Annotated in this window: 25 protein-coding genes and 1 tRNA gene; 14 read left to right on the forward strand and 12 right to left on the reverse strand. The window is 70.8% G+C overall.

The window, feature by feature from the left end; translation table 11 throughout:
- Position 1: 1 nt before the first annotated feature.
- Together OIE47_RS25310 and OIE47_RS25315 are read right to left on the reverse strand one after the other, a co-directional pair.
- Positions 2-664, reverse strand: coding sequence for a response regulator transcription factor (locus tag OIE47_RS25310; protein WP_326557008.1), 663 nt, complete (start codon positions 662-664; stop codon positions 2-4).
- Positions 661-1,908, reverse strand: a complete 1,248-nt coding sequence (locus OIE47_RS25315; RefSeq protein ID WP_326557009.1) for a sensor histidine kinase — start codon at positions 1,906-1,908, stop codon at positions 661-663. The genes OIE47_RS25310 and OIE47_RS25315 overlap by 4 nt, the downstream gene beginning before the upstream one ends.
- A 271-nt stretch (positions 1,909-2,179) precedes the next feature.
- Between OIE47_RS25315 and fabG the strand changes: the two genes are divergently transcribed.
- The 4 genes from fabG to OIE47_RS25335 all read left to right on the forward strand — a co-directional run bounded on the left by fabG (position 2,180) and on the right by OIE47_RS25335 (position 5,655).
- Positions 2,180-2,881 carry a 3-oxoacyl-ACP reductase FabG gene (fabG, locus tag OIE47_RS25320; protein WP_326557010.1) on the forward strand — a complete coding sequence of 234 codons (702 nt, stop codon included), beginning with the start codon at positions 2,180-2,182 and terminating at the stop codon, positions 2,879-2,881.
- 61 nt (positions 2,882-2,942) lie between these two features.
- On the forward strand, positions 2,943-3,710 hold the full coding sequence (gene fabI, locus OIE47_RS25325) for an enoyl-ACP reductase FabI (protein ID WP_326557011.1): 768 nt from the start codon (positions 2,943-2,945) through the stop codon (positions 3,708-3,710).
- 88 nt (positions 3,711-3,798) lie between these two features.
- A complete protein-coding gene (locus OIE47_RS25330; protein WP_326557012.1) occupies positions 3,799-4,827 on the forward strand; it encodes a ferrochelatase in 1,029 nt (342 codons plus the stop codon).
- Between the two features lie 48 nt (positions 4,828-4,875).
- Entirely contained in the window at positions 4,876-5,655 is a 780-nt protein-coding gene (locus OIE47_RS25335) for an HAD-IIA family hydrolase (protein ID WP_326557013.1), read from the forward strand.
- Positions 5,656-5,675: 20 nt separating this feature from the next.
- On the opposite strand, the gene OIE47_RS25340 is transcribed toward OIE47_RS25335, so the two are convergent.
- Positions 5,676-6,467: a hypothetical protein gene (locus OIE47_RS25340; RefSeq protein ID WP_326557014.1), complete on the reverse strand. Its 792-nt coding sequence runs from the start codon at positions 6,465-6,467 to the stop codon at positions 5,676-5,678.
- A gap of 98 nt (positions 6,468-6,565) precedes the next feature.
- Between OIE47_RS25340 and OIE47_RS25345 the strand changes: the two genes are divergently transcribed.
- Both OIE47_RS25345 and OIE47_RS25350 read left to right on the forward strand, forming a co-directional pair.
- Complete coding sequence (locus OIE47_RS25345) at positions 6,566-7,381, forward strand: DUF3097 domain-containing protein (RefSeq protein WP_326557015.1); 816 nt, start codon at positions 6,566-6,568, stop codon at positions 7,379-7,381.
- 45 nt (positions 7,382-7,426) lie between these two features.
- Positions 7,427-8,275: a CPBP family intramembrane glutamic endopeptidase gene (locus tag OIE47_RS25350; protein WP_326557016.1), complete on the forward strand. Its 849-nt coding sequence runs from the start codon at positions 7,427-7,429 to the stop codon at positions 8,273-8,275.
- A 40-nt stretch (positions 8,276-8,315) separates the two neighbouring features.
- On the opposite strand, the gene OIE47_RS25355 is transcribed toward OIE47_RS25350, so the two are convergent.
- Positions 8,316-9,641: a serine hydrolase domain-containing protein gene (locus OIE47_RS25355; RefSeq protein ID WP_326557017.1), complete on the reverse strand. Its 1,326-nt coding sequence runs from the start codon at positions 9,639-9,641 to the stop codon at positions 8,316-8,318.
- A 119-nt stretch (positions 9,642-9,760) separates the two neighbouring features.
- On the opposite strand from OIE47_RS25355, the gene OIE47_RS25360 reads away from it, so the two are divergent.
- The 3 genes from OIE47_RS25360 (at position 9,761) to OIE47_RS25370 (ending at position 12,396) form a co-directional block, all read left to right on the forward strand.
- On the forward strand, positions 9,761-10,231 hold the full coding sequence (locus OIE47_RS25360) for an NfeD family protein (RefSeq protein ID WP_326557018.1): 471 nt from the start codon (positions 9,761-9,763) through the stop codon (positions 10,229-10,231).
- 5 nt (positions 10,232-10,236) lie between these two features.
- Positions 10,237-11,361, forward strand: a complete 1,125-nt coding sequence (locus OIE47_RS25365) for an SPFH domain-containing protein (protein ID WP_326557019.1) — start codon at positions 10,237-10,239, stop codon at positions 11,359-11,361.
- Positions 11,362-11,613: 252 nt separating this feature from the next.
- Entirely contained in the window at positions 11,614-12,396 is a 783-nt protein-coding gene (locus tag OIE47_RS25370; RefSeq protein WP_326557020.1) for a hypothetical protein, read from the forward strand.
- 214 nt (positions 12,397-12,610) lie between these two features.
- On the opposite strand, the gene OIE47_RS25375 is transcribed toward OIE47_RS25370, so the two are convergent.
- Positions 12,611-13,102: an Hsp20/alpha crystallin family protein gene (locus OIE47_RS25375; RefSeq protein WP_326557021.1), complete on the reverse strand. Its 492-nt coding sequence runs from the start codon at positions 13,100-13,102 to the stop codon at positions 12,611-12,613.
- 174 nt (positions 13,103-13,276) lie between these two features.
- Positions 13,277-13,825 carry a hypothetical protein gene (locus OIE47_RS25380; protein ID WP_326557022.1) on the reverse strand — a complete coding sequence of 183 codons (549 nt, stop codon included), beginning with the start codon at positions 13,823-13,825 and terminating at the stop codon, positions 13,277-13,279.
- Between the two features lie 124 nt (positions 13,826-13,949).
- Here OIE47_RS25380 and OIE47_RS25385 point away from each other — a divergent pair.
- Positions 13,950-14,023, forward strand: a tRNA-Met gene (locus OIE47_RS25385).
- 354 nt (positions 14,024-14,377) lie between these two features.
- Here OIE47_RS25385 and OIE47_RS25390 read toward each other — a convergent pair.
- The 4 genes from OIE47_RS25390 to OIE47_RS25405 all read right to left on the reverse strand — a co-directional run bounded on the left by OIE47_RS25390 (position 14,378) and on the right by OIE47_RS25405 (position 19,400).
- Entirely contained in the window at positions 14,378-15,157 is a 780-nt protein-coding gene (locus OIE47_RS25390; protein WP_326557023.1) for a DUF1223 domain-containing protein, read from the reverse strand.
- Between the two features lie 402 nt (positions 15,158-15,559).
- Entirely contained in the window at positions 15,560-17,776 is a 2,217-nt protein-coding gene (locus tag OIE47_RS25395) for a xanthine dehydrogenase family protein molybdopterin-binding subunit (RefSeq protein ID WP_326557024.1), read from the reverse strand.
- 7 nt (positions 17,777-17,783) lie between these two features.
- Positions 17,784-18,785, reverse strand: a complete 1,002-nt coding sequence (locus OIE47_RS25400; protein WP_326557025.1) for an FAD binding domain-containing protein — start codon at positions 18,783-18,785, stop codon at positions 17,784-17,786.
- A gap of 15 nt (positions 18,786-18,800) precedes the next feature.
- Positions 18,801-19,400, reverse strand: coding sequence for a (2Fe-2S)-binding protein (locus OIE47_RS25405; protein ID WP_442791991.1), 600 nt, complete (start codon positions 19,398-19,400; stop codon positions 18,801-18,803).
- Between the two features lie 276 nt (positions 19,401-19,676).
- Between OIE47_RS25405 and OIE47_RS25410 the strand changes: the two genes are divergently transcribed.
- The gene (locus OIE47_RS25410) at positions 19,677-20,699 is read left to right on the forward strand and encodes a hypothetical protein (protein WP_326557026.1); all 1,023 of its coding nucleotides are present in this window, start codon (positions 19,677-19,679) and stop codon (positions 20,697-20,699) included.
- Here OIE47_RS25410 and OIE47_RS25415 read toward each other — a convergent pair.
- Positions 20,696-21,610, reverse strand: a complete 915-nt coding sequence (locus OIE47_RS25415; protein WP_326557027.1) for an AfsR/SARP family transcriptional regulator — start codon at positions 21,608-21,610, stop codon at positions 20,696-20,698. The two genes, OIE47_RS25410 and OIE47_RS25415, sit on opposite strands and share 4 nt — an antisense overlap.
- Here OIE47_RS25415 and OIE47_RS25420 point away from each other — a divergent pair.
- Positions 21,555-22,991, forward strand: a complete 1,437-nt coding sequence (locus OIE47_RS25420; RefSeq protein ID WP_326557028.1) for a hypothetical protein — start codon at positions 21,555-21,557, stop codon at positions 22,989-22,991. The genes OIE47_RS25415 and OIE47_RS25420 overlap by 56 nt on opposite strands.
- A gap of 87 nt (positions 22,992-23,078) precedes the next feature.
- Here OIE47_RS25420 and OIE47_RS25425 read toward each other — a convergent pair whose 3' ends face one another.
- Entirely contained in the window at positions 23,079-23,981 is a 903-nt protein-coding gene (locus OIE47_RS25425) for a MerR family transcriptional regulator (protein ID WP_326557029.1), read from the reverse strand.
- A gap of 118 nt (positions 23,982-24,099) precedes the next feature.
- Here OIE47_RS25425 and eno point away from each other — a divergent pair, with 118 nt between their 5' ends.
- Both eno and OIE47_RS25435 read left to right on the forward strand, forming a co-directional pair.
- Positions 24,100-25,365 (forward strand): phosphopyruvate hydratase, encoded by a 1,266-nt coding sequence (gene eno, locus OIE47_RS25430; protein WP_326557030.1) that lies wholly within the window; start codon positions 24,100-24,102, stop codon positions 25,363-25,365.
- A 602-nt stretch (positions 25,366-25,967) separates the two neighbouring features.
- Positions 25,968-26,810: an alpha/beta fold hydrolase gene (locus OIE47_RS25435; protein WP_326557031.1), complete on the forward strand. Its 843-nt coding sequence runs from the start codon at positions 25,968-25,970 to the stop codon at positions 26,808-26,810.
- The last annotated feature ends 23 nt before the right edge of the window (positions 26,811-26,833 follow it).

The raw sequence follows: 26,833 nt of genomic DNA on the forward strand, positions 1-26,833 counted from the left end.
GCTACTCGCCGGCGGCGACCAGGCCCGACTCGTACGCGACGACAACCGCCTGGGCGCGGTCGCGCAGGCCCAGCTTGGCCAGGATCCGGCCGACGTGGGTCTTGACCGTCTGCTCCGCCACCACCAGGTCGGTGGCGATCTCCCCGTTCGAGCGGCCGCGCGCGATCAGCCGGAGCACCTCGGTCTCCCGCGCGGTGAGCGCGGCCAACGAGGTCGGCCGGGGCCGGTCCGGGGCGGGGCGGGCGGCGAACTCGGCGATCAGCCGGCGGGTCACCGCCGGGGCGAGCAGGGCGTCACCGGCGGCGACCACCCGGACCGCGTGCACCAGCTCGGCGGCGGGCGCGTCCTTGAGCAGGAAGCCGCTGGCTCCGGCCCGGAGCGCCTCGAAGACGTAGTCGTCCAGGTCGAACGTGGTCAGGATCAGCACCCGGGGGCGGTCGGCGGCCCGGTCGCCGAGCAGTTGCCGGGTCGCGGCCAATCCGTCGAGGACCGGCATCCGTACGTCCATCAGCACCACGTCCGGGTCGAGCCGGCGGGCGGCGCTGACCGCCTCGGCACCGTTGGCGGCGTCGCCGACCACCAGCAGGTCGGGCTGGGCGGCGAGCAGGGCGCCGAAGCCCTGCCGGACCATCGCCTGGTCGTCGGCGATCAGCACCCGGATCATCGCGCTTCCCCCTCGGTGGTCCGGTACGGCAGCACGGCGGTCACGGTGAAGCCGTCCACGGTCGGCCCGGCGGTGAACGTACCGCCGAGCAGTCGGGCCCGTTCGCGCATCCCGATCAGCCCGTGCCCGGCCGGTGGCTCGGTCGGGCCGGGCGTACCGCCGAGGTTGTCGACGCGTACGCCGAGATCCTGTTCACCCGGTCGCAGGGTGACCCGGACCGGCGCGCCCGGGGCGTGCCGGGCGGCGTTGGCCAGCGCCTCCTGGACGATCCGGTACGCGGCCAGCCCGACCGCCTCCGGCGGCTCCGGTGCCCCGGCCGGCGGGGTGCCCTGCTCCAGGGTCACCGTCATCCCGGCCCGCCCGGCGGTGTCGACCAGCTCCGGTAGGTCGGCGAGTCCCGGCTGCGGTGCGGTCTGCGGGGTGCCGGACTCGCTGCGCAGCACGCCGAGCAGCCGCCGCATGTCGGTCAGCGCGCTGCGCGCCGAGGCGGCGATCGCGGTGAACTCGGCCCGCGCCGGCTCCGGCAGCGCGTCGAGCCGGTACGGCGCCGTCTCCGCCTGCACCGCGATCATCGACATGTGGTGGGCGACCACGTCGTGCATCTCCCGGGCGATCCTGGTGCGTTCCTCCAGCACCGCCCGCCGGGCTTGGGCCAGCTCGCTGAGTTCGGCCTGCTCCGCCAGGGCCTGCTGGCTCATCCGGCGCCGCCGGACCTGGTCGCCGACGACGAGTACGGCGACCACGAGGACCACCACCCCGTACGCGTTTCCGCGTTCCGGGACGGTCGCGAAGACCGGGACCAGGGTGAGCAGACCGGCCCAGGCGGCGACCCCGGTTGGCACCCGGGAGGCGAGCACGACGAGGACGAAGAGGAAGCCGACGATCTGGACCGGGTTCCACGGCCAGGGCTCGTCCGGGGTGGCGTCGACGGTGCCGAGGAAGAGCAGGGGGTAGGCGATCCGCCAGGCCCAGAGTGGTCGGCGGGGCGCCAGCGCCACCGGCAGCGTCGAGCCGATCGCCAGCCCGATCGCGTACGGGCCGGGCAGATCGCGGAGGTCGATCAGGTACCCGATGGCGACGAAGGTGAGGCCGGTCAGCGCCAGCACGGCGACCGGGATCAGCACCCGCCGCAGGCGTCCCCACCGGCGCGTCGGTTTCCCCGGCCGGTGCCGCTCGTCCGGGCCGACGAACAGCCGGCGCAGGTCCCCCAGTGCGGCGCGAACCGGGTCGTCGGGTTGCTCCATCCCCCGAACGCTACGGCGCGGGCTCCGACCGGTCGTCACGCTCGGGTGCGATCCTGCTCGTCGTACCCAGGTATGACGGACCGGTTCGGGTCGGTCGCCGGACCGGACCAGTTGCCGGGTCGGTGTGGCGCGGCCCGTTCTGACCTGGCCCGCGTTACTGCTTACCTACCGGTAGCGCCTAATCTCCAACCCGCACCACCCGTACCGGAAGCAAGATCGTGCACCACCCGTACGTAGAGCAGTTCCGTACGCAGAGCAAGGGGGAGAGACCATGGCCCGCACCGTGCTGGTGACCGGGGGCAACCGCGGCATCGGTTTGGCCATCGCGCAGGCGTTCGCCAAGCAGGGCGACCGGGTGGCCGTCACCTACCGGGGCACGCCTCCGGCCGACTTCTTCGGCGTCCAGTGCGACGTCACCGACGCCGCCGCCGTGGACGCCGCCTTCACCGCGGTGGAGGCCGAGTTCGGCCCGGTCGAGGTACTGGTCGCGAACGCCGGCATCACCAAGGACACGCTGCTGATGCGGATGTCCGAGGAGCAGTTCACCGACGTGGTCGACACCAACCTGACCGGCGCGTTCCGGGTCGCGAAGCGGGCGGCCACCAAGATGGTCCGGGCCCGCTGGGGTCGGATGATCTTCATTTCGTCGGTCACCGCCCTCTCCGGCAACCCCGGACAGGTCAACTACGCGGCGAGCAAGGCCGGGCTGGTCGGCGTCGCCCGTTCCATCACCCGCGAACTGGGCACCCGTAACATCACCGCCAATGTCGTCGCCCCCGGTTTCGTCGACACCGACATGACCGCCGAGCTGTCGGACGAACTCAGGGCGGCGTACCGCAAGTCGGTCCCGGCCGGTCGCTTCGCCTCACCGGACGAGGTCGCCGGCGTCGTCACCTGGCTGGCCAGCGACGCCGCCGGGTACGTCACCGGCGCCGTCATCCCGGTCGACGGCGGCCTCGGCATGGGCCACTGAGCCGGACGGGACCACCCGCACGCGCTCGACAACACGCACCCAACCTTTGGAGGAGCTACACGTGTCTGGACTCCTGGCCGGTAAGCGGCTGCTCGTCACCGGTGTCATCACCGACCAGTCGATCGCCTTCTCGGTGGCGAAGCTCGCCCAGGAGAACGGCGCGACCGTCGTCCTCACCGGGTTCGGGCGGCTCTCGCTGGTCGAGCGGATCGCCAAGCGGCTGCCCGCGCCCGCGCCGGTGATCGAGCTGGACGTGACGAACGCCGAGCAGTTGGCCGGGCTCGCCGACCGGGTACGCGAGCACGTCGACGGCCTCGACGGGGTGGTGCACTCGGTCGGGTTCGCGCCGGCGAGCTGCCTCGGTGGGGGCTTCCTCGACGCCCCGTGGGAGGACGTGGCCACCGCGCTGCACGTCTCCACGTACTCGTACAAGTCGCTGGCGATGGCGGCGCTGCCGCTGATGTCGTCCGGCGGCTCGGTGGTCGGGCTCACCTTCGACGCCACCAAGGCGTGGCCGGTCTACGACTGGATGGGCGTGGCCAAGGCCGGGCTGGAGTCCGCCTCCCGCTACCTGGCGCTGCACCTGGGCAAGAAGGGGATCCGCAGCAACCTGGTCTCGGCCGGTCCGCTGCGCACCATGGCGGCCAAGTCGATCCCCGGCTTCGAGCAGTTCGAGAACGCCTGGGCCGAGCGCGCCCCGCTGGGCTGGGACCTGACCGACCAGGAACCGGCCGCGCGGGCCTGCCTGGCGCTGCTCTCCGACTGGTTCCCGGCCACCACGGGTGAGATCGTGCACGTCGACGGCGGATACCACGCCCTCGGCGCCTGACGCGTCCGGTAGGGCCCCGGGGTAACCGCGCTCGCTCCGGCCCGGGGTCCTGCCACGCCGCGCGCGTGGCCGCGCGAGAATACGTTCCATGGCGTACGAGGCACTGCTGCTGGTCGGATTCGGCGGCCCGGAACGGCCCGACGACGTGTTGCCGTTCCTGGCGAACGTGACCCGAGGCCGTGGCGTGCCCCCCGAGCGGCTGGCCCAGGTCGCCGAGCACTACCAGCACTTCGGTGGCGTCTCCCCGATCAACCAGCAGAACCGTGACCTGCTCGCGGCGATCCGGGCCGACTTCGCCGCGAACGGCGTCGACCTTCCGCTCTACTGGGGCAACCGGAACTGGCACCCGCTGCTCGCCGACACCGTGGCCGAGATGCGCGCCGACGGGATCGGCACCGCCCTCGCCTTCGTCACCAGCGCGTACGGCGGCTACTCCTCCTGCCGGCAGTACCAGGAGGACCTGGTCGCCGCCCGCTCGGCGGTCGGGCCGGAGGCGCCGATGATCGACAAGCTGCGCCAGTTCTGGGACCACCCCGGCTTCGTCGAGCCGCACGCCGACGCGGTCCGGGCCGCGCTGGCCACGCTCGACCCGGCCCGCCGGGCCAGCACCCGGCTGGTCTTCACCGCCCACTCGGTGCCCACCGCGATGGCCGCCGCCGCCGGACCCCAGGGCGGACGGTACGTGGCACAGCTACGCGAGACCGCCGCCCTGGTCGCCGCCGCGGCCGCCCCCGACCTGCCGTACGACCTGGTGTGGCAGAGCCGGTCCGGCCCGCCGCACGTCCCGTGGCTGGAGCCGGACATCAACGACCACCTCGCGGTGCTGGCCGCCGACGGGGTCAGCTCGGTGGTGGTCAGCCCGATCGGGTTCGTCTCCGACCACCTGGAGGTGGTGTGGGACCTGGACACCGAGGCTGCCGCCACGGCGAAGCAGCTCGGGCTGGACTACGCCCGCGCCGCCACCCCCGGCACCGATCCCCGGTTCGTCGCCATGGTGCGGGAGCTGGTCATCGAGCGGGTTAACCCGCCGGATACGTCGCCGCGACGTCGCCTGGGTACGCTCCCGGTCTGGGACACCTGCCCGGCGGGTTGCTGTGTGCCGGCCCGGCGCCCCTGACCACCGGGTCGGGACCGCGGGCGGGACGAGGCGTAGCGAGGGGACGGCATGAGGGATCGGAAGCCCGTGCAGAGCTGGCTCACCGACATGGACGGCGTGCTGGTGCACGAGGGACAGCCGGTACCGGGGGCGCCCGAGTTCATCAACCGGCTGCGCTCGTCCGGCAAGCCGTTCCTGGTGCTGACCAACAACTCCATCTACACCCCACGGGACCTCCAGGCCCGGTTGGCCCGGATGGGCTTCGAGGTGCCCGAGCAGGCGATCTGGACGGCGGCGCTGGCCACCGCGCAGTTCCTCGCCGACCAGCGCCCCGGCGGCACCGCGTACGTGATCGGCGAGGCGGGTTTGACCACGGCCATGCACGCCGTCGGTTACATCCTCACCGACTTCGCCCCGGACTACGTGGTGCTGGGGGAGACCCGGACGTACAGCTTCGAGGCGATCACCAAGGCGGTCCGGCTGATCGAGGCCGGGGCCCGTTTCATCTGCACCAACCCGGACGTGACCGGGCCGTCGAACGAGGGTCTGCTGCCGGCCGCGGGTTCGGTCGCGGCGATGATCTCGAAGGCGACCGGGGTGGAGCCGTACTTCGTCGGCAAGCCCAATCCGATGATGATGCGGTCGGCGCTGAACACCATCAACGCGCATTCCGAGTCCACCGCGATGATCGGCGACCGGATGGACACCGACATCCTCTGTGGACTGGAGGCCGGGCTGGAAACCATCCTGGTGCTCACCGGGATCAGCACCAAGATCGAGGCGGAGCGTTACCCGTACCGGCCGTCGCGGATCATCAACTCGGTGGTCGACCTGATGGACGAGATCTGACCCGAGCGCGGGTGGTCGGGTCAGGCGGCCAGCGGGGCGTTGCAGGCGGCCACCAGGGCACGCCGGCAGGCCACCGTCAGCGGACGCAGGGCGGCGTCGCGCTGCTGTGCCTCGTACCCGTTGACCGCACCGCCCGGTGCGACGTGTTCGGCCAGTGCCAGCACCTGGTCGAGCACGCTGGCCCGGGCGAACAGCCGGCGGGCCCGCGGGTCGAAGCCCGGCGGCAGGTCGGTCCCGCCGTCCGGCCGGCGCAGCGCGGCCAGGGCGCCGGCCAGCTCGGGCCGCCAGTGGGCCACGTCGAGTCGGGTCAGCGCCGCGGTCGCCTCGGCGAGGGCGGTGGACAGGTCGGCCTCGGCCTCGGCCGGACCGGGACTGCCGAGTGCCGCGGCGGGCGCGGTCTCCGGCAGCGGGTAGACCCGCCACAGCACGGTTTCGAAGGTCACCCCGGAGCCGGAGGTGTGATTCCGCACCTCGGGGATCAGCCCCAGCGTGCCGGCGACCACCGCCTCGCCCGCGACCAGCGCCGCACCCGCGAACGGTCCGGGGCCGGGCAGGCCGCGCGGATCGCCGGGTGCGGGCAGCACCAGCCGGATCTCGTCCGGGGAGAGCTTCGACAGGGTGGGCAGGGCGTCGGCGAGCGGCACGTCGGTCCAGGTGCCGGGAGCGTCGGCGACGAGATGTTCCTCGTCACCGGCCACCTCGTCGGCGACCTCGTCATACGGCACCAGCCCGGCGCGCCATGCGCGTACCCAGGCCACGAACCGGCTCGACCGGCGCGGCGCAAGGGTCGCCGCGCCCGTTGCGGGGGACATGCAGGCAAGGGTACGTGTTCACCGCGGCCCTGTCTCGGCCCCCGGCCCGGCGGCGCGTCTGCGTCACCGATCACCCGAATCGGGTTAGCGTCCCCGACATGGGGAGGATGTACGGCAAGGATGTGCTCGCCGGTGACTGGCGGCGACGCCGGACGGTGCCGGAGGTGGACGCCGAGCCGGACCTGGTGGTGGAGGACGCCGACTCGGGGTTCTGTGGCGCCGTGGTCGGGTTCGAGTCGGGTGCGGTGGTGCTGGAGGACCGGCGGGGTCGGCGACGCAACTTCCCGTTGCTGCCGGCGGCGTTCCTGCTCGACGGTTCCCCGGTCACGTTGCGCCGGCCAGCGCCGGCCAAGCCTCCGGGCGGGCGCCAACGCACCGCTTCCGGTTCGGTCGCCGTGGCCGGCGTACGCGCCCAGGTGGCCAAGGCCAGCCGGATCTGGGTCGAGGGGATCCACGACGCCGCGTTGGTGGAGCGGATCTGGGGCGACGACCTGCGGATCGAGGGTGTGGTGGTGGAGCCTCTCGACGGCATCGACGAGCTGGCCGCGCACGTACGCGACTTCGGGCCCTCCCCGCAGCGTCGGCTCGGGGTGCTGGTCGACCATCTGGTGGCGGGTTCGAAGGAGAGCCGGATCGTGGCCGGGGTGACCTCCCCGCACGTGCTGGTGACCGGGCATCCGTACGTCGACGTGTGGCAGGCGGTGAAGCCGGCGAAGCTGGGCATCCGGGCGTGGCCGGTGGTGCCGCCGGGGCAGCCGTGGAAGGAGGGCGTCTGTGCGGCGCTCGGGGTGGCCGAGCCGGCGGAGATGTGGCGGTTGATCCTGTCGCGGGTGTCGAGCTTCCACGACGTCGAGACCCCGTTGATCAACGCGGTCGAGCGGTTGATCGACTTCGTCACCGTCCCGCAGGACTGATTCGGGGTCGTCGTTTCCTTGACCCGTTGGCCGAGACTGATGGCCATGCATACGGGGGAAGTGGGTAACGGCGGCGGGGAGCGAAGACTCGGCCTCGGGTGGCGGGTGCTGATCGTGTTGGTCGCCGGGGTGGTGATCTGGCGATCGGTCTACGGGGTCGCCGAGTGGATCTTCGGCTCGGGGTACGACCGCGCCGGTCACGTGTTCCGGGCGGTCGCGATCACCGCGCTGGTCGTACCGATGGTGGTGCTGGCCCGCCGGTTCCTGGACCGGCGCCCGTGGGCCGGCCTGCGACTCGCCCCGCCGTCGCAGGGCTGGCGGCCGTTGCTGGTCGGTGCCGCCGCGTACCTCGTCCCGCTCCCGATCGGCCTGGCCGTGGTCCTGGGGCTCGGCTGGGCGACGCTGAGCGTGCACGCCTCCGTTGGGGAGGTGGTCCTGTCCGCCGCCGGGCTGCTGCTGCTCGTCCTCCTCTACGAGGCGCTGCCCGAGGAGCTGATCTTCCGGGGGTACCTCTACCGAAACCTGGTGACCGCGGTGCCGGCGTGGCTGGCGGTGTGTGCCCAGGCGGTCCTGTTCAGCCTCTTCGGCCTGGCACTCGGTGCCGACGTCGGGCGGGCGGTGATCTTCCTCGGGTTCGGGTTCGTCCTCGGCCTGATCCGGATGGTGACCGGCAGCCTGTGGGCCCCGATCGGCTTCCACCTGCTGTTCCAGACCTGCGCGCAGCTCGCCGGCCCGGACTGGGACCTGGTCACGGTCACCAACCGGGAGACGCTGGAGATCGCCGCGCTCGGCGCGATCCCGATCGGCCTGGGTGCGGTGGCCATCCGACTGCTGCACCGGCACCCGGCGGTCGACCAGTCCGCCCGCGAACCGGACCCGGCCCCGATCGGCTGAGCCGAGCGGTCGCGGCCGGGCGCGCCGAGCCGAGCCGGGGTCAGTCGAGCCGGTCCGGGTCGCGGGTGAGGACGAAGGTCGCGATGTCGAGCGTCCGTACCGCGCCGGCCGGGTCCCGGCGTACGGCCAGGATCTCGCCGTCGTTCATCCCGGACCTGCCCCGCCAGTGGTCGGCGTCGACCCGGCCGAACCGCCACGGCGCCGCCCCGGCCGGGCGGAGCAGGGAGAACACCAGTTCCTCCGCCTCTCCGTCCCAGGACGCCTCGAACTCCCGACCCATCCACCACCACCGGCCGGTCAGCTCGGCCACCGCAGGCTCGGGCGGTCCGGCGGCGGGACGCCACGGCTTGACCGGTTCGGGTTCGTGGTCGAGCACCTCGGTCAGCAGGTGACGGGTGGTGGCGCCGATCGAGCCGCTGCGGAAGCCGTACGCGTTGGCGAAGGTGACCACCCCGGTCCGCGACCGCCGGTGCACCGCCAGACCGGCGACGTAGCCGGGCATCGAACCCCCGTGCCCCACGTAGACCCGTTCGCCGGTGCGGTACAGCTCCAGCCCGAGCCCGTGCCCGGAGGTCCACGACTCCGGGTCGCCGATCGCCACCGGAACGCACATCTCGGTCACCGTCTCCGGTGCGATCACGGCCGGGTCCGGGTCGGCCAGGAACGCCGCCCACCGGGCGAGGTCGGGCACGCTGGCCCAGAGCTGCCCGGCCGGCGCCATCGCACCGGTGTCCGTACGGGGTTCCTCGCGCAGCGTCCCGTGCCACGGATGGACCAGGTAACCACGGGCGAACGGCTCCTGCGCCTGGTACGACGTGCGGGTCATCCCCAGCGGGCCGAGCAGGCGTTCCCGGATCAACTCCCACCACGACTGCCCGGTGAGCCGCTCCAGCGCGCCGCCGAGCAGCCCGTACGCCAGGTTCGAGTAGTGGTAGGTGCGGTGCGGCGGGTGGGCGAGCTTGGCCGGGGTGAGTCCGGCGAGCAGGGTGGCCAGGTCCACGCCCTCGGACCGTTCCCACCAGCCGTCCCCGTCGGGTTCGCGTTGCAGGCCGCTGGCGTGCCCGAGCAGTTGCCGGAGGGTGACCCGGCCGACGGGGGTGCCGGGCAGGTGCCGGTCGAGCGGATCTTCCAGGTCCACCCGCCCCTCGTCCCGCAGCCGGAGCACCAGGACGGCGGTCATGGTCTTGGTGATCGAGCCGATCCGGAACTGGGTGGTCGGGTCCTGGGGTGGTTCACCGGCGCTGCTCACGTGGGTGAGCACCCCGTCGCGGACCACCCCGGCGACGAGCGTCGGCACCGCCGCGTCCGCCTGGGTACGGATCACCAGGTTGTCGAGGCGTCGGGTGGTCTCGAGCAGCAGTGCCATGATCATCGGCTCCCTGGGTCGACGCCGGACGGCGACCGGGTACGGCAAGCGGTGATCCTACCGACCCGGACGATCTTCGGCGGTCGGCACGACGTGCGCGGCCGTGACAGGATTCAATGGTGGAACCCCTGCTGTGGATCATCCTGGGCGTCGGGTTGCTGGTGGCCGAGATCTTCACCACGACGCTCTTCCTCCTCATGTTCGGCATCGCCGCGCTCGCCACCGCCGGCGTCGCCGCCCTCGGTGCACCGGTCGCGGTGCAGGTGCTCGTCTTCGCCGTGGTGTCGGCGCTGAGCGTGGTCGCGGTCCGGCCGGTGATCCGGCGGCACCGACGATCGGCGCTGGAGAGCGGCGAGACGCCGTTCGGGGTCGAGGCGATCGAGGGGTCGGATGCCCTGGTGCTGGAGCAGGTGGACACCCACCACGGCGTGGTCAGGATCGACGGTGAGATCTGGACCGCCCGCTCCTACGACGTCACCCAGGTGTTCCAGCCCGGAGAACGGGTCCGGGTGATCGAGCTCAAAGGTGTCACCGCCATGGTCTGGCGGGATGATTCATCTACCGACGCACTACCAGATACGAAAAGGTGAGCGGTATGGATGTGGCGATAGCGGTGCTGTTCGCCGCCGTGGCTCTGCTCGTCGTGATCACGTTCGCCAAGGCGGTACGGATCGTGCCGCAGCAGCGGCAGGATGTGGTCGAACGGCTCGGAAAATACAAGCGCACCCTGAACCCGGGGCTGAACCTGCTGGTGCCGTTCATCGACGCGGTACGCACCAAGGTCGACATGCGCGAGCAGGTGGTCAGCTTCCCGCCCCAGCCGGTGATCACCTCGGACAACCTGGTCGTCTCGATCGACACGGTGCTCTACTTCAAGGTGGTCGACTCGGTCCGGGCGACCTACGAGATCTCCAACTTCCTCCAGGCGATCGAGCAGCTCACCGTCACCACCCTGCGTAACGTCATCGGCTCGCTCGACCTGGAGCGGGCGCTGACCAGCCGCGAGGAGATCAACCGGCACCTGTCCGGGGTGCTCGACGAGACCACCGGCCGGTGGGGCATCAAGGTCACCCGGGTGGAGATCAAGGCGATCGAGCCGCCGGCCAGCATCCGGGACTCGATGGAGAAGCAGATGCGCGCCGAGCGGGACCGCCGGGCCGCGATCCTGAACGCCGAGGGGCAGAAGCAGTCCCAGATCCTCACCGCCGAGGGTGAGAAGCAGGCCGCCGTACTGCGCGCCGACGGTAACCGGCAGGCCCAGATCCTCCAGGCCGAGGGGCAGGCGAAGGCCATCCGTACCGTCTTCTCGGCGATCCACCAGTCGAACCCGAGCCAGAAGGTGCTCGCCTACCAATACCTTCAAGCGTTGCCGCAGATCGCCAACGGGCAGGCCAGCAAGATCTGGGTCGTACCGGCCGAGCTGACCAAGGCGCTCGAAGGACTCGGCGGCGCGCTCGGCGGGCTGGCCGGGGCCGCGCATGACGTGCCCACACCGGAGGCGGAGAGCGACGCGAGCGCCGTCGAGCGCGAGGCCGCCGAGGCGGCACGGGCCGCCGCCGCAGCCGCCCAGGAGGTGCACGACCAGGTACGCGCAGCCGAGGCGCAGGTGAGTTCCCGACCGGCCGCCCAGCCGCAGGGGCTGCCCGCCCCGGAGCCGGTCCCGCCGGCCAGCCTGCTCGGTGACACGACCGCCAGCCAGGAGCCCAACGAACGGGCCTGACCGCTCGCCGCAGGACAGCACCGCCCCGGTCACCCGACCGGGGCGGTTCGGTTTATGCCCACCGTGGTACGAACCCGGCACGGTCCGGGAAACGAGTGGGGCGGAAAACGGCGAAGCCGCGCGCCGCTACGTCGGGGTTTGTCACGATCGGGCTGGAGCCGGGGGCGGCGACGGGTTCGGGTCGCCGGAGTCGGATCGATTCCCGGCGCGACAGTCACGGCCAGTGGAGCGAGGTGACGCATGAGCCACCCGATGAAGCCCAAGCGATCGGTGACGGGGCCGTCGTCCGTACGCCGGTCACCGGCTCGCCCGACCAGGCCGGGCGGCGGGTTCGACCTGCTTCCCTTCTTCGAGGAGGGCGCCGAGCCCCAACCCGCCACCGACACCACCTGGGCCTGGTCGTTGCGCAGGTTCGCCCGCAGCGCGGTCTGGATCCTGCCCGGATCCGCCGTCCTGTACGGCATCGTCACCCTCGTCGGGGACGGTGCCACACCAGCCTCGGCCGACGGCCACTCGTTCCCGCTGGTCCTGTGGGTCATCGCGACCCTGCTGAGCCTGCTGGGACTGATGGCGATCACGGGGCTGCTGGTGACCGCCCGCAGCCGGGGCACCGCGACCGCCGGCCTGCTGGTGGCCCTCGCCGGCGCGATGCTGATGCTGCCCTTCGCCGGACTGCCCGAAGAAACCACGCTGTACGGCGGCGCCGGACGCGCGCTGGCCCTGGCGGGCGCCAGCCTCTACACCCTGGGCTGGGTGCTGTCCGGCTGGGCGGTGCTGCACTCGGGGGTGTTCAGTTACTCCGACGGCTGGTTGCTGATGTTCGCCGCGCCGATGGTCGGCGTCGGCGGCATGGCGATCGGTCTGCTCCAGACGCTCGGCGCGTTGCTGGTGCTGGCCGCCGGAATCGGGATCGCCTGGCGGGCCGGCCGGTTGCTGCCCCCGGTGGGTCGGCCCCGACTCGTGGAGGCGATGGCAGACGGGGCCGAGGCGGTCGCGGCGAAGGTCGCGTCCGGCAGCCAACTCGCCGGCCCGTAACCGGGCGCGGGCGGTCGGCGGTCCGGCTCGGCAGCGAAGAGGCGGCACTTCCGGTCTCGCGGATGGTCGGGCTCGCCCGGGGTCCGGCGGCGATGCCGCTGCTGCGGGCCCCGGCCCGGTCCGGCCACCCTGGACAGACGAACGGGCCCGGCCACCAACTGGTGACCGGGCCCGGTTTCCCGCCCTGCCGGCGTTACGTCACCGGCGTCCCGGTTCAGACTCCGGGCTGGTCGGCCGGCGCCTCGGTGGACCCGACGGCCGGGGTGGCGGCGGTGACCGTGATCCGCTGCGGTCCGGTCCCGGCGTACGCGCCGGTCACCCGGACGCTCAGCACACCCGCGTCGTACGAAGCGCTGACCGCGTCGGCCGTCACGTGCGTGGGCAGGGTGAAGGATCGGCGGAACGAGCCGTAGCGCAGCTCGCGCAGGCTCCGGCCGCCCTGCTCCCCGGTCCGCTCGTCGCGGCGCTCACCGCTGACGACCAGCAGACCGCGGTCGACCTCGACCGAGACGTCGTTGGCGATGTCCAGTCCGGGCAACTCGACCCGGACCAGTGCGTCGTCCCCGTCCCGGCTGATTTCCGCGGCCGGCGTGAAACGTGCGGGCTGGTTGGCGGGTCGCGTCACGACCGGGCCGAAGGCGTTACGGACCAGGGCGTCGAACTCCGCGAACGGGTCGCGCCGGGTCCACAGCGAGAGAGTGCTCATCGGTTTCTCCTCGGGTGCCACTGGGCCGGTCCCTCTTCGACCGGCACCCGGTACAACTTGAGTCGACCCGACTCAATTCCTGTCCGTGGCGTGGGTCACGGTCCCTCCATCGTGGCCGGACCCGAACTGTCGGGAGGGTCGCCAGCGCCGGCCTTGCGACTGGCCTCGTGACAACTAGGCCGTAACCAGCATCGGCTCGTACGTGCCGTGCTCGCTGACCGGGAGGTAGGCGTGATCGGCGGCAGCCGCGTGCAGCCGCTCCAGCACGCCGTCCGGCGGTGGTAGGTGCAGGGCGTCGCGCAACCGTGCCCGTTGCGCGTCGAGGTCCGGCCAGTCCTCCCGGATCTCCCGCTCGGCCTCGTCGAGCCGCTCCCGCAGGGCGGCGCCGCCATCGGTGCCGTACGGCAGTGACAGAGCGTCGTGCAGGCTCGGCAGTTCGATCACGGCGGCCAGTGCGTCGGCCAACCCGATCGCGATCAGCCCACCCTCGCCCTCCGACCCGGCGTACACCACCGGCCGCTCCTCGCCGCCACTCCCGGCGAACAGGAACGCGCCACCGGACGCGTCCCCGGCGAACATCTCCAACGGTTCCCCGCCCGCCAGCCGGACCGGCTCCACCGGCCCGTGCTCCGTACGGGAAAAGTCCAGGTCGCAGAGGCTGGCCAGGAGATCGGCGAGCCACGGTGTGGTGGTTATCAATGTCAGGCGCTCGACGTCGGGCATCCCGGGACCGTACAACCGTCGTCCGGACCGCTCGCGGGTGGACCCTCGGGGTCCATTGAGGCTGGGTAACGGCAGGCCCGATGCGGGGTTAACGGCACGGATGCGCTAGTGTTCAGTCCAGCGACGCGGGGTGGAGCAGCTCGGTAGCTCGCTGGGCTCATAACCCAGAGGTCGCAGGTTCAAATCCTGTCCCCGCTACAAACGGAACACCAGTCAAGAGCCCGCCCCCGAATTTCAGGGGGGCGGGCTCTTGACCTCTATTCCGGGCACAGTCCGGGCCCACGAGACGCCACCAGGCGACACGGGTCAGCAGACCGTGCGCTTATCGCGTCGGGGCTGGCGTTGTAGACGTCATCGATGATCGTGACCCGGTCGGGCCGGATGGTGACCTGCATTCTGTCCCGGGGACAACGCTCAGCGATGAGGTCCCTGACGGCGAAGGCCGGTTCCCGGTATCGAACCTGCGGGTGGTGGGCGCCGGAGGGCCTGCATGATGTGGTCAACTGGCGGCTGCCTGCCCGCGGCCGCCCCATCGTGAGGCGGCAGCGGCTCTTATGCGGCCGTCGAGGACACGTCGACGGCTGCAGCGGTGACGATGGCCTTGTCACCGTGATGCTGCACGTACCCAACCACGGAGGCTTGCCGAGAATCGAGATCTGGCGGCACCTCAAGCTTCACCCGTCCAGTCTTGGCGTTCAGGTCCATTGTCGTGAAGGCGCGTACCACGTTGTCCTGCCGCAGGGTCCGCCCGGCATTTTCGCCTCGGGTGACCTCGCTTTCCAGGCCACGCTCCACGACGGCTATGTTCAGCACCGTCCGGTTCGGCGCCCGCTCGATCTGGTAGTCCACGCTTACTCGGTTCCCGTTGCCCGTGCCGCCGGTGTTGGGGGCGATCGACATTGACAGCGGGGTGGCGGCTACCGCTGTCAAGCCGGACGCGATCGCGGTCGCCGCCTGTTGACGATCGGAGCCGACGAACTCGACGGTGCCGTTGACCACCATCTGTGGGGTGTACACCTGCCCGGCGCCGAAGGCACGCGCGTATGCCTGCTGCCGGGCGGTGTACGCCTCGTCGGCGAACGGGTCGGCCCAGCCGAGGTAATCCCAGTAGTCCACGTGGAATCCGAGCGCGAAGACACGCTGTCCCCGCTCCCGGGCATGGCGTTCGATTTCGCTCAGCACCTCCTCCGCCGGAGGACAACTCGAGCACCCCTGCGAGGTGAACATCTCGACGATGGCGAAGCCGGGGTCTGATGCCCAGGCGCCCCCCACTTCCGCCGGCGAATCCACCGGACGGGCACAACTCGATCCCGTGGGCGTAGCGTCCGTCATGACGTCTCCTCCGTCAGGGAACCTGCTGGCGGCTCTCTGATTCCCGATACCCTCGTGACCATGCTCCGGTCGAGCACGCTGGCGGCAGGCTGACCCGGTGCACCGCCGAGGTCGAGCGGCCGTCCCCCAAACACCGGATCGCATTACCGCGGCCGCCTGATAGCGCTTTCTCGCCGTTTTGGGCAGGGCTTGGGGATAGGTGAATCAGCCTCGTTGACACCGCTGCGAACAAGGTCGAGGTACGCCGCCTTCGGGATGACCTGACTGCTTTCGGCGGGGACGTGTTCGGGTCGTTGGAGCGGGCGGACGAGTCCGCTCGAAGGCACCGAAACCAGTCAAGCTTGGAGTCGCGCCCACAGCTACCACCTCGCTGCCACTGAAATGACCTCCGCGTCCTCGCGGTCAGGCGTGTGTGGGGAGCAGTTTCTCGAGCCGGATCGGCAGTTCCCTGATCCGGATTCCGGTGGCGTGGTGCACGGCGTTGGCGATGGCGGCGTTCACGCCGCTGGTGGCGAGTTCGCCGATGCCCTTGACGCCGAGTTCGTTGAGCGAGTCGTCGGTCTCCGGGATGATGATCGCCTGATGGTGGAGGATGTCGGCGTTCACCGGGATGTGGTAGTCGGCGAGGTTGGTGTTCGTGTAGCGGGCGTACCGGTCGTCGATTTCGGTCGCCTCGTACAGGGCCATGGCCGCCCCGAAAATCTGTGCACCCAGCAGTTGACTCTCGGCCGCCTTCGGGTTGATGATCCGTCCGGCCGCGTACGCGCCGACGATCCGGGGCAGGCGCAGTTCGCGGGTCTGTCGGTGGATGCGCGCCTCCACGAAAACGGCTCCGAACGAGCACTCGGCCCGGTCCGGCATCAGGTAACCACCGGTCGCCACGCGACGGCCCTGGTACAGCAACTGCATCCCGTTGTGCGGCGCCCCGTGCGGCAGGAACTCCGCGTACTCCTCGACGGCGCCGTCGCCGTCACCCTGCGCCCTCTCGGCCCGGCGGGCCCGGAGCTGTTCGCACGCCTTCGCTACCGCGCTGCACACGCTCGCGGTGGACATCGAGCCGCCAGCGAGCGAAGCCGGCGGCAGGTCGCTGTCACCGAGGTCGACCGTGATCCGGTCCAGCGGCACCTCCAGCAGGTCCGAGACGATGATCGCGATCGCGGTGCCGAGGCCACCACCGACATCGTGCCCGCCGGTCTGCACCCGCACCCAACCCTGCGACGACACCGTGATCCGCGCGCTGGCCGGTCCGGCGAGTGTGATGAGTGACAGGCCGGCGCAGCCGTACCCGACCTGCCAGTCCCCGTCGACCATGCTGGCCGGTCGCGGGTCGCGGTCGGCCCAGCCGAAGGCGTCGGAGGCGGCGTCGAGGCACGCGACCAGGTTCCGGGAGGTGTAGCGGCGGCCGTTGACCGGCTCGACCATGGTGTCGTTGACTCGGCGCAGCTCGACCGGGTCCATGCCGAGGGCGTAACTCAGCTCGTCCATCGCGGACTCGATCGCGAACAGGTACGGCACCTCGGGCGGGCTGCGCATGAAGCCCGGTGTGTTGCGGTCGGCGTGCACGACGGTGACCGCGGAGCCCACGTTCGGGCACTCGTACAGCCGGATCGAGGATTCCGTACCGGCGACCTTGAAGTTGTCCGCCCGGCTACTGATCTCCCAGCCCTTGTGGCTCAGGGCCAGCAGCCGGCCGTCCCGGTCCGCGCCCAGCCGGACGTGCTGGCGGGTCTCGGCCCGGTACGTGGCGATGGTGAACATCTGCGAGCGGGTGACCACCAGCCGGACCGGGCGTTTGAGTCGCCGGGCGGCCAGCGCCACGATCGCGGTCCGCTGGTTGACGAAACCCCGGGCCCCGAACGCTCCCCCGATGTAGGGCGAGAGCACGCGTATGTCGGCGGGGTCGATGCTCAGTTGCTCGGCCAGCCCGTTGCGGAACCCGGTCACGTTCCGGGACGACTCCCAGACGGTCAGCTTGTCGCCGGTCCAGGTGCAGGTGGTGGTGAACAGTTCGATCGGGTTGTGGTGCTGGGTCGGGGTCCGGTACCACGTGTCGACGGTCACCGGGGCGTCGGCCTGCGCACGGTCCGGGTCACCGACGCCGTCGGTCTCGGCCGGGTCGGCCGTACCCGAGCGCTGGTCCGGGTCTGCCCCGCCCGGTTGTTCGGCGGCCACGAAGTCGTCGTCGGTGAAGGTGGACTTCGGGGTTTCCGCCGCGTAGTCGATCCCGAGCCTGCCGGCGGCGTCGCGGGCCTGCTCGAACGACTCGGCGATCACCATCGCGACGATCTGGCCGGCGTACCACACCTGGTCGGAGGCGAGCGGGGCGATGGTGGAGTCCATCACCCCCTGCCGCTGGAAGTCCCGACCGGGCTTGATCGCGTCACCGACGTTGCGGTAGGTGAGAATCTCCAGCACTCCGGGCAGGTTCCGTGCCTCGGTCTCGTCGATGCCGGTGATCCGGCCCCGGGCGATCGCGCTGGTCCGCAGGTACGCGTACGCCTGGTGCGGGACGGCGAAGTCGGAGCCGTACCTGACCGCGCCGGTGACCCGCAGCCGGCCGTCCACCCGCGAGGTGGGCGTGCCGATGCGGGTGGGCCTGCCGTCTGGTGGGGCCGTCACGTCACACCTACATTTCCGCTGCCTGCATCAGGGCTCGGGCGACCGTGCGGGCGCCGAGTTCGGGGGAGTGGTTGTTGTCGCCGTGGGTGACGGCCCCGGCGAGGGCGACGCGTCCGGTCTGCGCCGCGTTGTCGGTGGTCAACGCCCGGCCGCGCAGGAACGCCTCCGCCGCGTCCGCCCGCCAGGGCCGGTAGGCCAGTCCGCCGGGGGCGATCCGCACGTCGGTGACGGTTCCGTCGCCCGCGAGGTCGAGCGCGACCGCCGCGCTGGCGATCGCGAACTCGTAGCTTTCCCGGTCGCGTACCTTGAGGTACGTCGAGCGCCGGGTGTGCGGACCCGACGGTACGAACAGCGCGGTGATCAGTTCGCCCGGCGCGAGGATGGTCTCGACCTCCGGCCGGTCCGCACCCGTGTGCAGGTCCCGCAGCGGGAAGGTTCGTACGCCGTCCCGGCCGAGGGTCTCCACCCGGGTGTCCAGTGCGACGAGTGCCTGGGCCAGGTCACCGGGATAACTGGCGATGCACCGGTCGCTCACCCCGAGCACCGCGTGCATCCGGTTCTTCCCGCCGATCGCGGCGCAGCCCGAGCCGGGCCGGCGCTTGTTGCACTCGTCGTAGTCGACGTCCCGGAAGTAGCTGCACCGGGTGCGTTGCAGCAGGTTGCCGCCGAGCGTGGCCATGTTGCGGATCTGCTGACTGGCGGCCCGCTGCAACGTCTCGGCGATGACCGGGTAGTCCCGGCCGACCACCGGGTGGTCGGCGGCCTGGTGCAGGCGGACGAGCGAGCCGAACCGGATCCCCTCCGCGGTCACCTCGACCGAGCCGTGCACGTCCCGGAGCCCGTTGATGTCGACCAGCTCGTCGGCGGTCCAGCAGGACAGCTTGAGATAGTCGACGATGTTGGTGCCGCCGGCCAGGAACTGGATCGGGGAGTTGGTCGGGCCGAGCGCACCGTCGACCGCCGCGGCGCGGGCGACGGCCTGCTCGGCGGTGTCGACCCTGGTGTACACGAATGGGCGCAACGTTCAGCCCCGCCCGGTCGCGGTGCGGTGGGTGGCCGGCGTCTTGCCCGGTACCGATGTCGCGTCCCGGACCTGCCGCACGGCGGCGACGATGTGCGGGTACGCGCCGCACCGGCACAGGTTGCCGCTCATGTGGTCCCGGATCTCGTGGTCGGAGTCCGCTTTGCCGTCCTCGACGCAGGCGATGGCGGACATGATCTGGCCGGGTGTGCAGTAGCCGCACTGGAAGGCGTCCTGGTCGATGAACGCCTGCTGCATCGGGTGCAGGGTTCCGTCCGGTGCGGCGAGGGACTCGATCGTCTCGACCGGCTCGCGTACGGCGACCGCCAGGGTGAGGCAGGACAGGACCGTGCTGCCGCCGACGCGCATCGTGCAGGCACCGCACTGGCCGTGGTCGCAGCCCTTCTTCGAGCCGGTCAGGTCGAGTTGTTCGCGGACGAGGTCGAGCAGGGTGCTGCGGACGTCGACGAGGACCCGCCGTGCCTCCCCGTTCACCGTCAGGTCGACCACGGTGACTGGCCCGGGCCACGCCGTCGGGTCGGTCGGGTCCGCCGGGGACCCGCCGTACTCCCGGTCGACGGTGGCCGTCGTGGGTTTGGTCATCCCGCTTTTCCTCCGCTTGGTCGTCCGGGCGGCGAGGAGCTGACCGGTCCTGGCCCGACCGGCACACGAGGGCCAGAATATCCGGGACGTAGAACAAAAGGGGTATAACGAATAAGAACACTGAGAGCACCTCTGATCCGGACATCGAGCCGCCCGTTCCCCATCGACCGACGGACTGGGCGGGGTCCACGTGAACGGACGCGGATCGGTACCCTTCCATGGCTGCCGCAGGTGAACATCTTTGGAGGGGCTGTGCGCCGATTTCTGCGAGCCACGATGGCGACCGCGGTTGCCGCGGGGCTGCTGTCCGTCTGGCCCGTGGTGGCGCAGGCCGACCAGGGGTCGGTGACCCGGGTGACGCTGGGCAGCGCGCGCAATGTCAACCCTGGTGTGATGACTCTGCTCGTCAGCCGCACCGTCACGCTGGCCGCCGGTGAGTCCCGACATGTCACGGGCCGGTTCGAGGCGACCAGCAGCATGACCTCGATTGCCGCCATGAACGACCATGTGCGTTGTCTCGACTCCGGCGGCGCGCAGGTTGGCGTGCAGGGCGTCACCTCGCGCAACCACGAGGGATCCGACACCACGTCGTACGCGATAGACGGGCACCTGCCCCTCTACGCCGATCTGCTGTTCACCGCGCCGGCCGCGGGGACCTACACCTGTGGTGTGTACGGCTACACCGCGTCCAGCGCCAGCAGCTCGTACCATCTGACGGCGGTGCCCGGCAGCACCTGGCTGGAGATGAGCGACACCGACCAGGCCGGCTCACGCTGGTGGCAGAACCCGGTCTGCAACAGCACCGGCACGTCGACGACGTGCAGCTACATCGGCGCCGGCACCTCGACCGTGCACGTCTTCTACAACGACGGGACGCCGGTCTACAAGTGGGCCGCGGATCCGGGCGCGACCGCGGTGCAGGCACTGGCCAACATGACCGTCACCACCTGCTACCTGAATACGGCCTCCTGCCAGCGGCCGAGCGTCGCGCCGTACCAGAAGGCCCGTGGTACTAACGCGGTCATCGACGCCCGGCTGGAGCTGATCCAACTCGACCCGACGGCGCACACCTGCCGCAACACGGCGACCGCCACGACCCGGCACACGATCCGCGACGACGCCCACCACTACGCGGCCTACTTCAGCCTGCCCCGGGTGACGATCGACCCGACCTGCGGGACCCGGACGTTCATCATGCGGATCGTCGTCACGCACGTCTCGGGCCAGCCGGTGAAGATCGACGGTCTGCAGAGCACGAACGCGCTCAGCCACGGGATCGCGATGAACCTGTTCGGCTAGGCCGCGCCCGCCCGCGGGATCACTGCGGTCACCCGGTCGATGTCACGTGTGCCACTCAGCATCAGCAGGACGCTTTCATCTGCCAGGAGCGAGCGGAGCAGGGCGGCCCGGTCACCCACGTCCGTCGGGATCAGCCGGGGATCGGCCGCTTCCTCGATCCGGGTGACCGGGGCCAGCGACGCGTCCGCACGCAGGATCGCGGACTCCAGCTGCACCAGCTCGGGTGCCGGGTCGAGGCCGAGCTCTCCGGCAAGCCGCGTCCGCAGCGTGCGATAGACATCGAGTGCCGTGGAGCTGCGGCCATCGCGGTAGAGGGCCAGCATGAGTTGGCCCACCAGCCGTTGCCGGAGGGGATGTTCGGCCACGAGGCCGGTGAGCTCGGCGAGCAGGCGTCGGCCGCTGCCCAGCCGCAGATGGGCATCCATGCGGTCCTCCAACGCGACCCAGCGACCTTCACGCAGATGGCTGCACAACCGCTCCGCGACGTCCGGGGATGCCACGCCGGCGAGCGGCTCGCCGTGCCACAGGGCGAGTGCCTCGTCGAGCAGATCGACGGCGCGCTCGTCGTCCGCGGCGCCCGCCGCACCGACCAGGCCGGTGAACCGGTGCGCGTCGATCGCCAGCGGGTCGATGTGGGCAACGTATCCGGCTCCCTGGTTGACGATCTCCGGCCCAGCGGCGCCTGCCTGCCGAAACGCCGCACGCAGGCGCGATACCAACGTCTGGATCGAGGCCCGCGCGGAAGCGGGCACGTTGTGCTCCCAGACGAGGTCGACCAGGCGGTCCATCGACACCAGGCGGTTGGCCTCCAGTAGCAGCACCGCGAGCACGAGACGCTGCTTGCGTGAGCCGAGGTTGATCTGTTTCCTGCCTGCCCATGCCTCGACGCTGCCCAGGATCTGGAACTTCATCGGCTACCCCCCGATTGGCATCCGTTCGTTCATTATGCCCTGTTCCATCGACGGAGGTGAGTGCATTAGGCCGGGGTGCAAGCGGTTTGCAAGCGCGCGACGCGAAGGTACAGGCGTTCGTAACGTCCATGCGCTTCTTGAAACAGGAGGTCTCATGCGTAGACGAATCGCGTTCGTGAGCTGCGTACTCGTAGCGGTCACGGGCACGTCGTCGGCCGTCCAGGCGCAAGTCCCCACCGCCGCAGCCGAGAACATGTCGACCGTCGGCTTCGCGGCGGCCGTCGACACCGAGGCGATGACCCGGCAGTTCCACCGCCTCAAGGCGATGGGTGCCGCTCACCCGGACGGCGCGGGGAGCACGTACTTCGACGAGGCCACCGGCCAACTCGTCGTGAGGTACGTGGACAACGAGGACGGCGCCGCGCTGCGAGCGACAGGCAACGCCTTGCGTGCCCAGGCCGGTGATGTCCCGGTGCGGTACGAGGCGACCACCATCTCGCTGCACCGCTTGGAGCAGGCGACCAGGAGCCTGAACGACGACCGCGGCTGGGCCGGTCCGCAGGCCGCGATGGTGCATCAGGTGCGTCTCGACGAACTCGCCGACCGCATCGTCATCGAGGCTGCTGGTGCGGCGGAAGCGCTGACAGCGGCGGCGGCGAAGGCCACGGGATTCACCCCGCGGGTCGTCGTCTCGCCGACCGGTCCGGCTGATCAGAGCCGCCGGTCGGACACGGCTCCCTACTACGGCGGCCTGGCGATCTGGGCGGGCAGCACGGGCAGCCCGGCCACTGCGAACGCGTACTGCACCACCGGCTTCCGGATGACCCGGGGTGGGACCAACAGCAACTGGGTGACCACCGCTGGCCACTGTGGCGCCAACGGAACACAGTTCTGGCACCCGGGTGGTAACGCGGTCCGTGTCAGCTCGAACTACGAATCCTCCGGCACCGACGTCGCGATGCTGGCTCCGATCGGCGATCGATACTTCAGCCGTTACTCGTGGTTCGGCGGCAGGGACGCCACGACCGCAAACCCGGTTTCCGGGAAGAACACCACCTGGCCCGCTGTCGGTTCGGCGGTTTATGTCTCCGGCTCCAACGGCGGACTGGTCTACGGCCTGGTGACGTCAACCAGCGGTACCTGCGGCGGCGAGCAGATGGTCGTCATCGACACCGACACCGGGCACCCCAACGACGGTGCCACCCTCGGTGGTGATTCCGGGGCCCCCGTTACCCGATGGAACACGGGCACCTCGGACACGACCGATCTCGTGGCAGTGGGCAGCCACGCCTGCGGCAATTCGGTGAACGCCTCGTGGTTCGTGCCGATCCACCGCGTCGAGGCGGCAACGGACGCGGTCGTGGTGGTCGGCGGCACCTGACAGACAGCCGCTCCGAAGCGAAACGCCCTGGCTGTGGACCAACCATCCCACCAGGGCGTTTCGTTCACTCACTGGGCGTCGGGCGGACTATCGGGTGGTTTGGCGTCGTTTGGTGAGCCATCGCATGAGGTCCAGTGCGTGTGACGCGGGCTCCGGGATCGGGTGGAAAACGTGTTCCACCACGTCGTCGGTGACGATGAGGGTCAGCCGTTCGTAGAGTGTCATGTCGCCGGCCGTGAAGGTGGGCAGCCCGAGTGCGGCGGCCAGGGTCAGCCGCGGGTCGGGTATCAGTGGGTACGGCAGCCGCAGCCGGTGCACGAGTTCGCGCTGATAGCCGGTCGACTGCGCGGACAACCCGTAGACGCGTGCTGCCCCGGCGGTGAGAATCTCCGCGTGGTGGTCGCGGAGCCAGGTGGCCTGTTCGGTACTGCCACGCGCGCCGTGGATCTCCAGCAGCCCGTTGGGCAGGTCGACGCCCGGTCGGCCGGTGAGCGGGTAGACGAATATGACGCTCCGGCCGGGACCGAGCGCGCCGAGATCGACCGGCCGCCCGTCGGTGGCGTAGAAGCCGAGCGGCGGTAACGGCTTGCCGACCAGGTCTGCGGGGTCTGCGCCGACGGCAGGGACACCGGTCACCAGATGGCTCGCGGCCGCGTCGAGGCGCGCGTCGAGGGCGCCGCGCTGGGCGGTCAACTTCCCGATGCGTTCCTGTAGGGCGGCGACGGTGCTCCGGTACGTCGCCAGCGCCGCCGCGCACACATCGGCGTCGTCGGATCCGTCGGCGATCGACTCGACGAACGGGCGGGTCTCCTCGACGCTGAGGCCCAGCGCCATCAGCTCGCGGATCTGTGCGACCAGACGTACCGCGATCGGGTCGTACTCGCGGTAGCCGTTGCCGAGCCGCCGCGGCACGACCAGCCCAGCCGACTCGTAATATCGCAGGGCCCGCACGGTCGTCCCGGTCCGGCGTGCCAGCTCACCCACCCGCATCCGGCCACCCTAAACCCGCACCCCAGGGTACGGGTCAAGGTGTTCATCGTCGCGGTGGCACGACCGCCGTTCTCTGCCAGTCTGACCCCACAGACACCACGAGAGCAGGGAGTACGTGATGACGGCTATCAGCCGAGTGGTCGGCCGGCAGGTCCTCGACAGCCGCGGCAACCCGACCGTCGAGGTCGACGTGGTCCTCGCGGACGGCTCGACCGGCCGGGCCGCCGTGCCGTCCGGCGCATCGACCGGGGCGAATGAGGCGGTCGAACTGCGCGACAGCGACCCCACGCGCTTTCACGGCAAAGGCGTCAGCAAGGCCGTCGCCGCGGTCACCGGCGAGATCGCCGAGGCGGTGCTCGGCCTCGACGCGGAGGACCAGGCGCTGGTGGACGAGACGATGATCGAGCTGGACGGCACGAAGGACAAGGGCCGCCTCGGCGCGAACGCGATCCTGGGGGTGTCCCTCGCCACGGTAAAGGCCGCGGCGCTCGCCCACCGCCAACCGCTCCACCGCTACGTGGGCGGGGTCGGTGCCCGCCTGCTACCGGTGCCGATGATGAACATTGTCAACGGCGGCGCGCACGCCGACAACCCGCTCGACTTCCAGGAGTTCATGATCGCCCCGGTCGGCGCGCCGAGCTTCTTCGAGGCCGTACGGATGGGGTCCGAGGTGTTCCACACCCTGCGCCGATCCCTGGCGGCGGCCGGGCACAGCACCAACGTCGGCGACGAGGGCGGCTTCGCGCCGAACTTCGCGACCGCCGAGGAGGCGCTGCAGGTCGTGCTGCGCGCGATCGAGGACACCGGTTACGAGCCCGGCAAGGACATCACGATCTGCCTGGACCCGGCCAGCTCGGAGTTCTTCCGCGACGGCGTCTACCGCTACGTGGGCGAGGGCCGCGACCGCACCGTGGAAGAGCACGTCGATTACCTTCTCGATCTGGTCTCCCGGTACCCGATCAGCTCGATCGAGGACCCGATGGCCGAGGACGACTTCACCGGCTGGAAGCGGCTCACGGCCCTGGCCGGTGAGCGGGTCCAACTGGTCGGCGACGACGTCTTCTGCACTGACGTCAACCGGCTGCGCGACGGCATCGAAGGCGGTTACGCCAACGCGATCCTGGTCAAGGTCAACCAGATCGGCACCCTCACCGAGACCCTGGCGACGGTGGACGCCGCCCACAAGGCAGGCTACCGGGTGGTGATGTCGCACCGCTCCGGCGAAACCGAGGACACCACGATCGCGGACCTGGCGGTGGGCGTCGGCTGCGGTCAGATCAAAACAGGTTCGCTGTCCCGCTCGGACCGGACCGCGAAATACAACCAGCTCATTCGGATCGAGGAAGAACTCGGCGATCGCGCGCTCTACCCGGCCCGCCGGTGAGCACCGTATCTCGGGCGGCATACCGTGATCGTCGATCAGGGGATCTCCCCAGCCAGCAGTGGTGGCCGGACCGACGCCGGCCAGGATGCGGGTGACCTCGGGGAGTCTGCGGCCAAGATGTCCGTCGGGGTGTGGCCGCCGGTGTTCGGGTGACGGGCTTTCTCGTCGAGCCCGACCATTCGGGTTTGTTGGCGTTGACCGACCTCGTGGAGCGCGGCCGGCTCTCGGTGGAGTGGGTGCGGTGGTGCCGCTCCGTGAGGCGCCGCGTGTACAGGTGGGAGAAGGGCGAGTCTTCCGGGGTACGCGGTCGGCCAGGCCCTGCACACTGCCACCGGCGGCACCCTGAAACAGGCCGGTCAGGCGGCGGCGGGGGACAGGTGTTCAAGGCCGCATCCGACGTGCTCGCCACCAACAGCGTCGCGGCGGCGCTGCCCACCCGGTCTCCATGTCCGAACCAGCACTGTGCGCGCAGAGAACGCAAACAGCACGTCAACAGAACGCGCACAAGGTCGTTCTTACGCTGTCGCCACCGGTCCTCCGACCAGCAGCGTGCATGGGCGTCGGGGCCGGTTCGCGAGCCTGCTGTCGAAGGGAAGATCATCATGGGCCTGGAAGTCGTCAAGGGAAGCCGGCGGACGGTGCTGGCGGCCAGCGCACTGGTGGCCACCGCGAGCGTGGTGGGAGCCGTGTCGGGCGCACCGACGGCATCCGCCACCTCCGGGCGCGGCCCGAAGCCGACAGTGGTGCTGGTGCACGGCGCGTTCGCCGACGCGTCGGGCTGGGCCGAGGTGGTGGAGGACCTGCAGAGGGCCGGCTACCCCGTGCTCGCGCCGGCCAACCCGTTGCGCACGTTGAGCGGCGACGCCGCTTACCTGAGGAGCGTCCTGGCCACGATCGCGGGGCCGATCGTGCTGGTCGGGCACTCCTACGGTGGTGCGGTGATCACGAACGCCGCGACCGGTAACCCGGCGGTGACGGCCCTCGTGTACGTGGCGGCGTTCGCGCCGGACCAGGGAGAGCCGGTGGGTCTGCTGCAGGGGCAGTTCCCGGGCAGCCAGCTCAACGAGACCACGCTCGACTTTCGTCCCTACTCCCTGCCGGACGGCACGGCGAGCGTCGACGCCTATATCAAGGTCGACTCGTTTCGGGCGGTGTTCGCCGCCGACGTGCCGCGCTCGCGCAGCACCCTGATGGCGATCTCCCAGCGGCCGGCGGACGCGCGCACGCTGGGCGAGCCGTCCGGTGCACCGGCGTGGCAGGACATCCCGTCCTGGTTCGTCGTCTCGCGCGACGACAGGGCGATCCCGGTAGCGGCGCAACGCTTCATGGCGCGGCGGGCCGGTGGCAACGTCACGGAGGTGCGGACCTCGCACGCGGCGATGATCGCCAGCCCGGACAGGGTGTCGAAGGTGATTGTCGACGCGGCGGAAAACACCGTCCGGTGAACGCCGTGCGGTGAGCGCCTGGC

Origin of the sequence: Micromonospora sp. NBC_01796, from assembly GCF_035917455.1 — a bacterium.
Lineage (GTDB): Bacteria > Actinomycetota > Actinomycetes > Mycobacteriales > Micromonosporaceae > Micromonospora_G.

Excerpts from the sequence above, each read along its gene's own strand:
- OIE47_RS25335 (WP_326557013.1), top strand. The coding sequence starts at position 4,876 with ATGAGGGATCGGAAGCCCGTGCAGAGCTGGCTCACCGACATGGACGGC.
- OIE47_RS25435 (WP_326557031.1), top strand. The coding sequence starts at position 25,968 with ATGGGCCTGGAAGTCGTCAAGGGAAGCCGGCGGACGGTGCTGGCGGCC.
- OIE47_RS25365 (WP_326557019.1), top strand. The coding sequence starts at position 10,237 with ATGGATGTGGCGATAGCGGTGCTGTTCGCCGCCGTGGCTCTGCTCGTC.
- OIE47_RS25405 (WP_442791991.1), bottom strand. The coding sequence starts at position 19,400 with ATGACCAAACCCACGACGGCCACCGTCGACCGGGAGTACGGCGGGTCC.
- OIE47_RS25345 (WP_326557015.1), top strand. The coding sequence starts at position 6,566 with ATGGGGAGGATGTACGGCAAGGATGTGCTCGCCGGTGACTGGCGGCGA.
- OIE47_RS25380 (WP_326557022.1), bottom strand. The coding sequence starts at position 13,825 with ATGCCCGACGTCGAGCGCCTGACATTGATAACCACCACACCGTGGCTC.
- OIE47_RS25330 (WP_326557012.1), top strand. The coding sequence starts at position 3,799 with ATGGCGTACGAGGCACTGCTGCTGGTCGGATTCGGCGGCCCGGAACGG.
- OIE47_RS25315 (WP_326557009.1), bottom strand. The coding sequence starts at position 1,908 with ATGGAGCAACCCGACGACCCGGTTCGCGCCGCACTGGGGGACCTGCGC.
- OIE47_RS25415 (WP_326557027.1), bottom strand. The coding sequence starts at position 21,610 with ATGAAGTTCCAGATCCTGGGCAGCGTCGAGGCATGGGCAGGCAGGAAA.
- OIE47_RS25375 (WP_326557021.1), bottom strand. The coding sequence starts at position 13,102 with ATGAGCACTCTCTCGCTGTGGACCCGGCGCGACCCGTTCGCGGAGTTC.
- OIE47_RS25355 (WP_326557017.1), bottom strand. The coding sequence starts at position 9,641 with ATGGCACTGCTGCTCGAGACCACCCGACGCCTCGACAACCTGGTGATC.
- fabG (WP_326557010.1), top strand. The coding sequence starts at position 2,180 with ATGGCCCGCACCGTGCTGGTGACCGGGGGCAACCGCGGCATCGGTTTG.
- OIE47_RS25410 (WP_326557026.1), top strand. The coding sequence starts at position 19,677 with ATGGCGACCGCGGTTGCCGCGGGGCTGCTGTCCGTCTGGCCCGTGGTG.
- eno (WP_326557030.1), top strand. The coding sequence starts at position 24,100 with ATGACGGCTATCAGCCGAGTGGTCGGCCGGCAGGTCCTCGACAGCCGC.
- OIE47_RS25425 (WP_326557029.1), bottom strand. The coding sequence starts at position 23,981 with ATGCGGGTGGGTGAGCTGGCACGCCGGACCGGGACGACCGTGCGGGCC.
- OIE47_RS25370 (WP_326557020.1), top strand. The coding sequence starts at position 11,614 with ATGAAGCCCAAGCGATCGGTGACGGGGCCGTCGTCCGTACGCCGGTCA.
- OIE47_RS25390 (WP_326557023.1), bottom strand. The coding sequence starts at position 15,157 with ATGACGGACGCTACGCCCACGGGATCGAGTTGTGCCCGTCCGGTGGAT.
- OIE47_RS25310 (WP_326557008.1), bottom strand. The coding sequence starts at position 664 with ATGATCCGGGTGCTGATCGCCGACGACCAGGCGATGGTCCGGCAGGGC.
- OIE47_RS25340 (WP_326557014.1), bottom strand. The coding sequence starts at position 6,467 with ATGTCCCCCGCAACGGGCGCGGCGACCCTTGCGCCGCGCCGGTCGAGC.
- OIE47_RS25350 (WP_326557016.1), top strand. The coding sequence starts at position 7,427 with ATGCATACGGGGGAAGTGGGTAACGGCGGCGGGGAGCGAAGACTCGGC.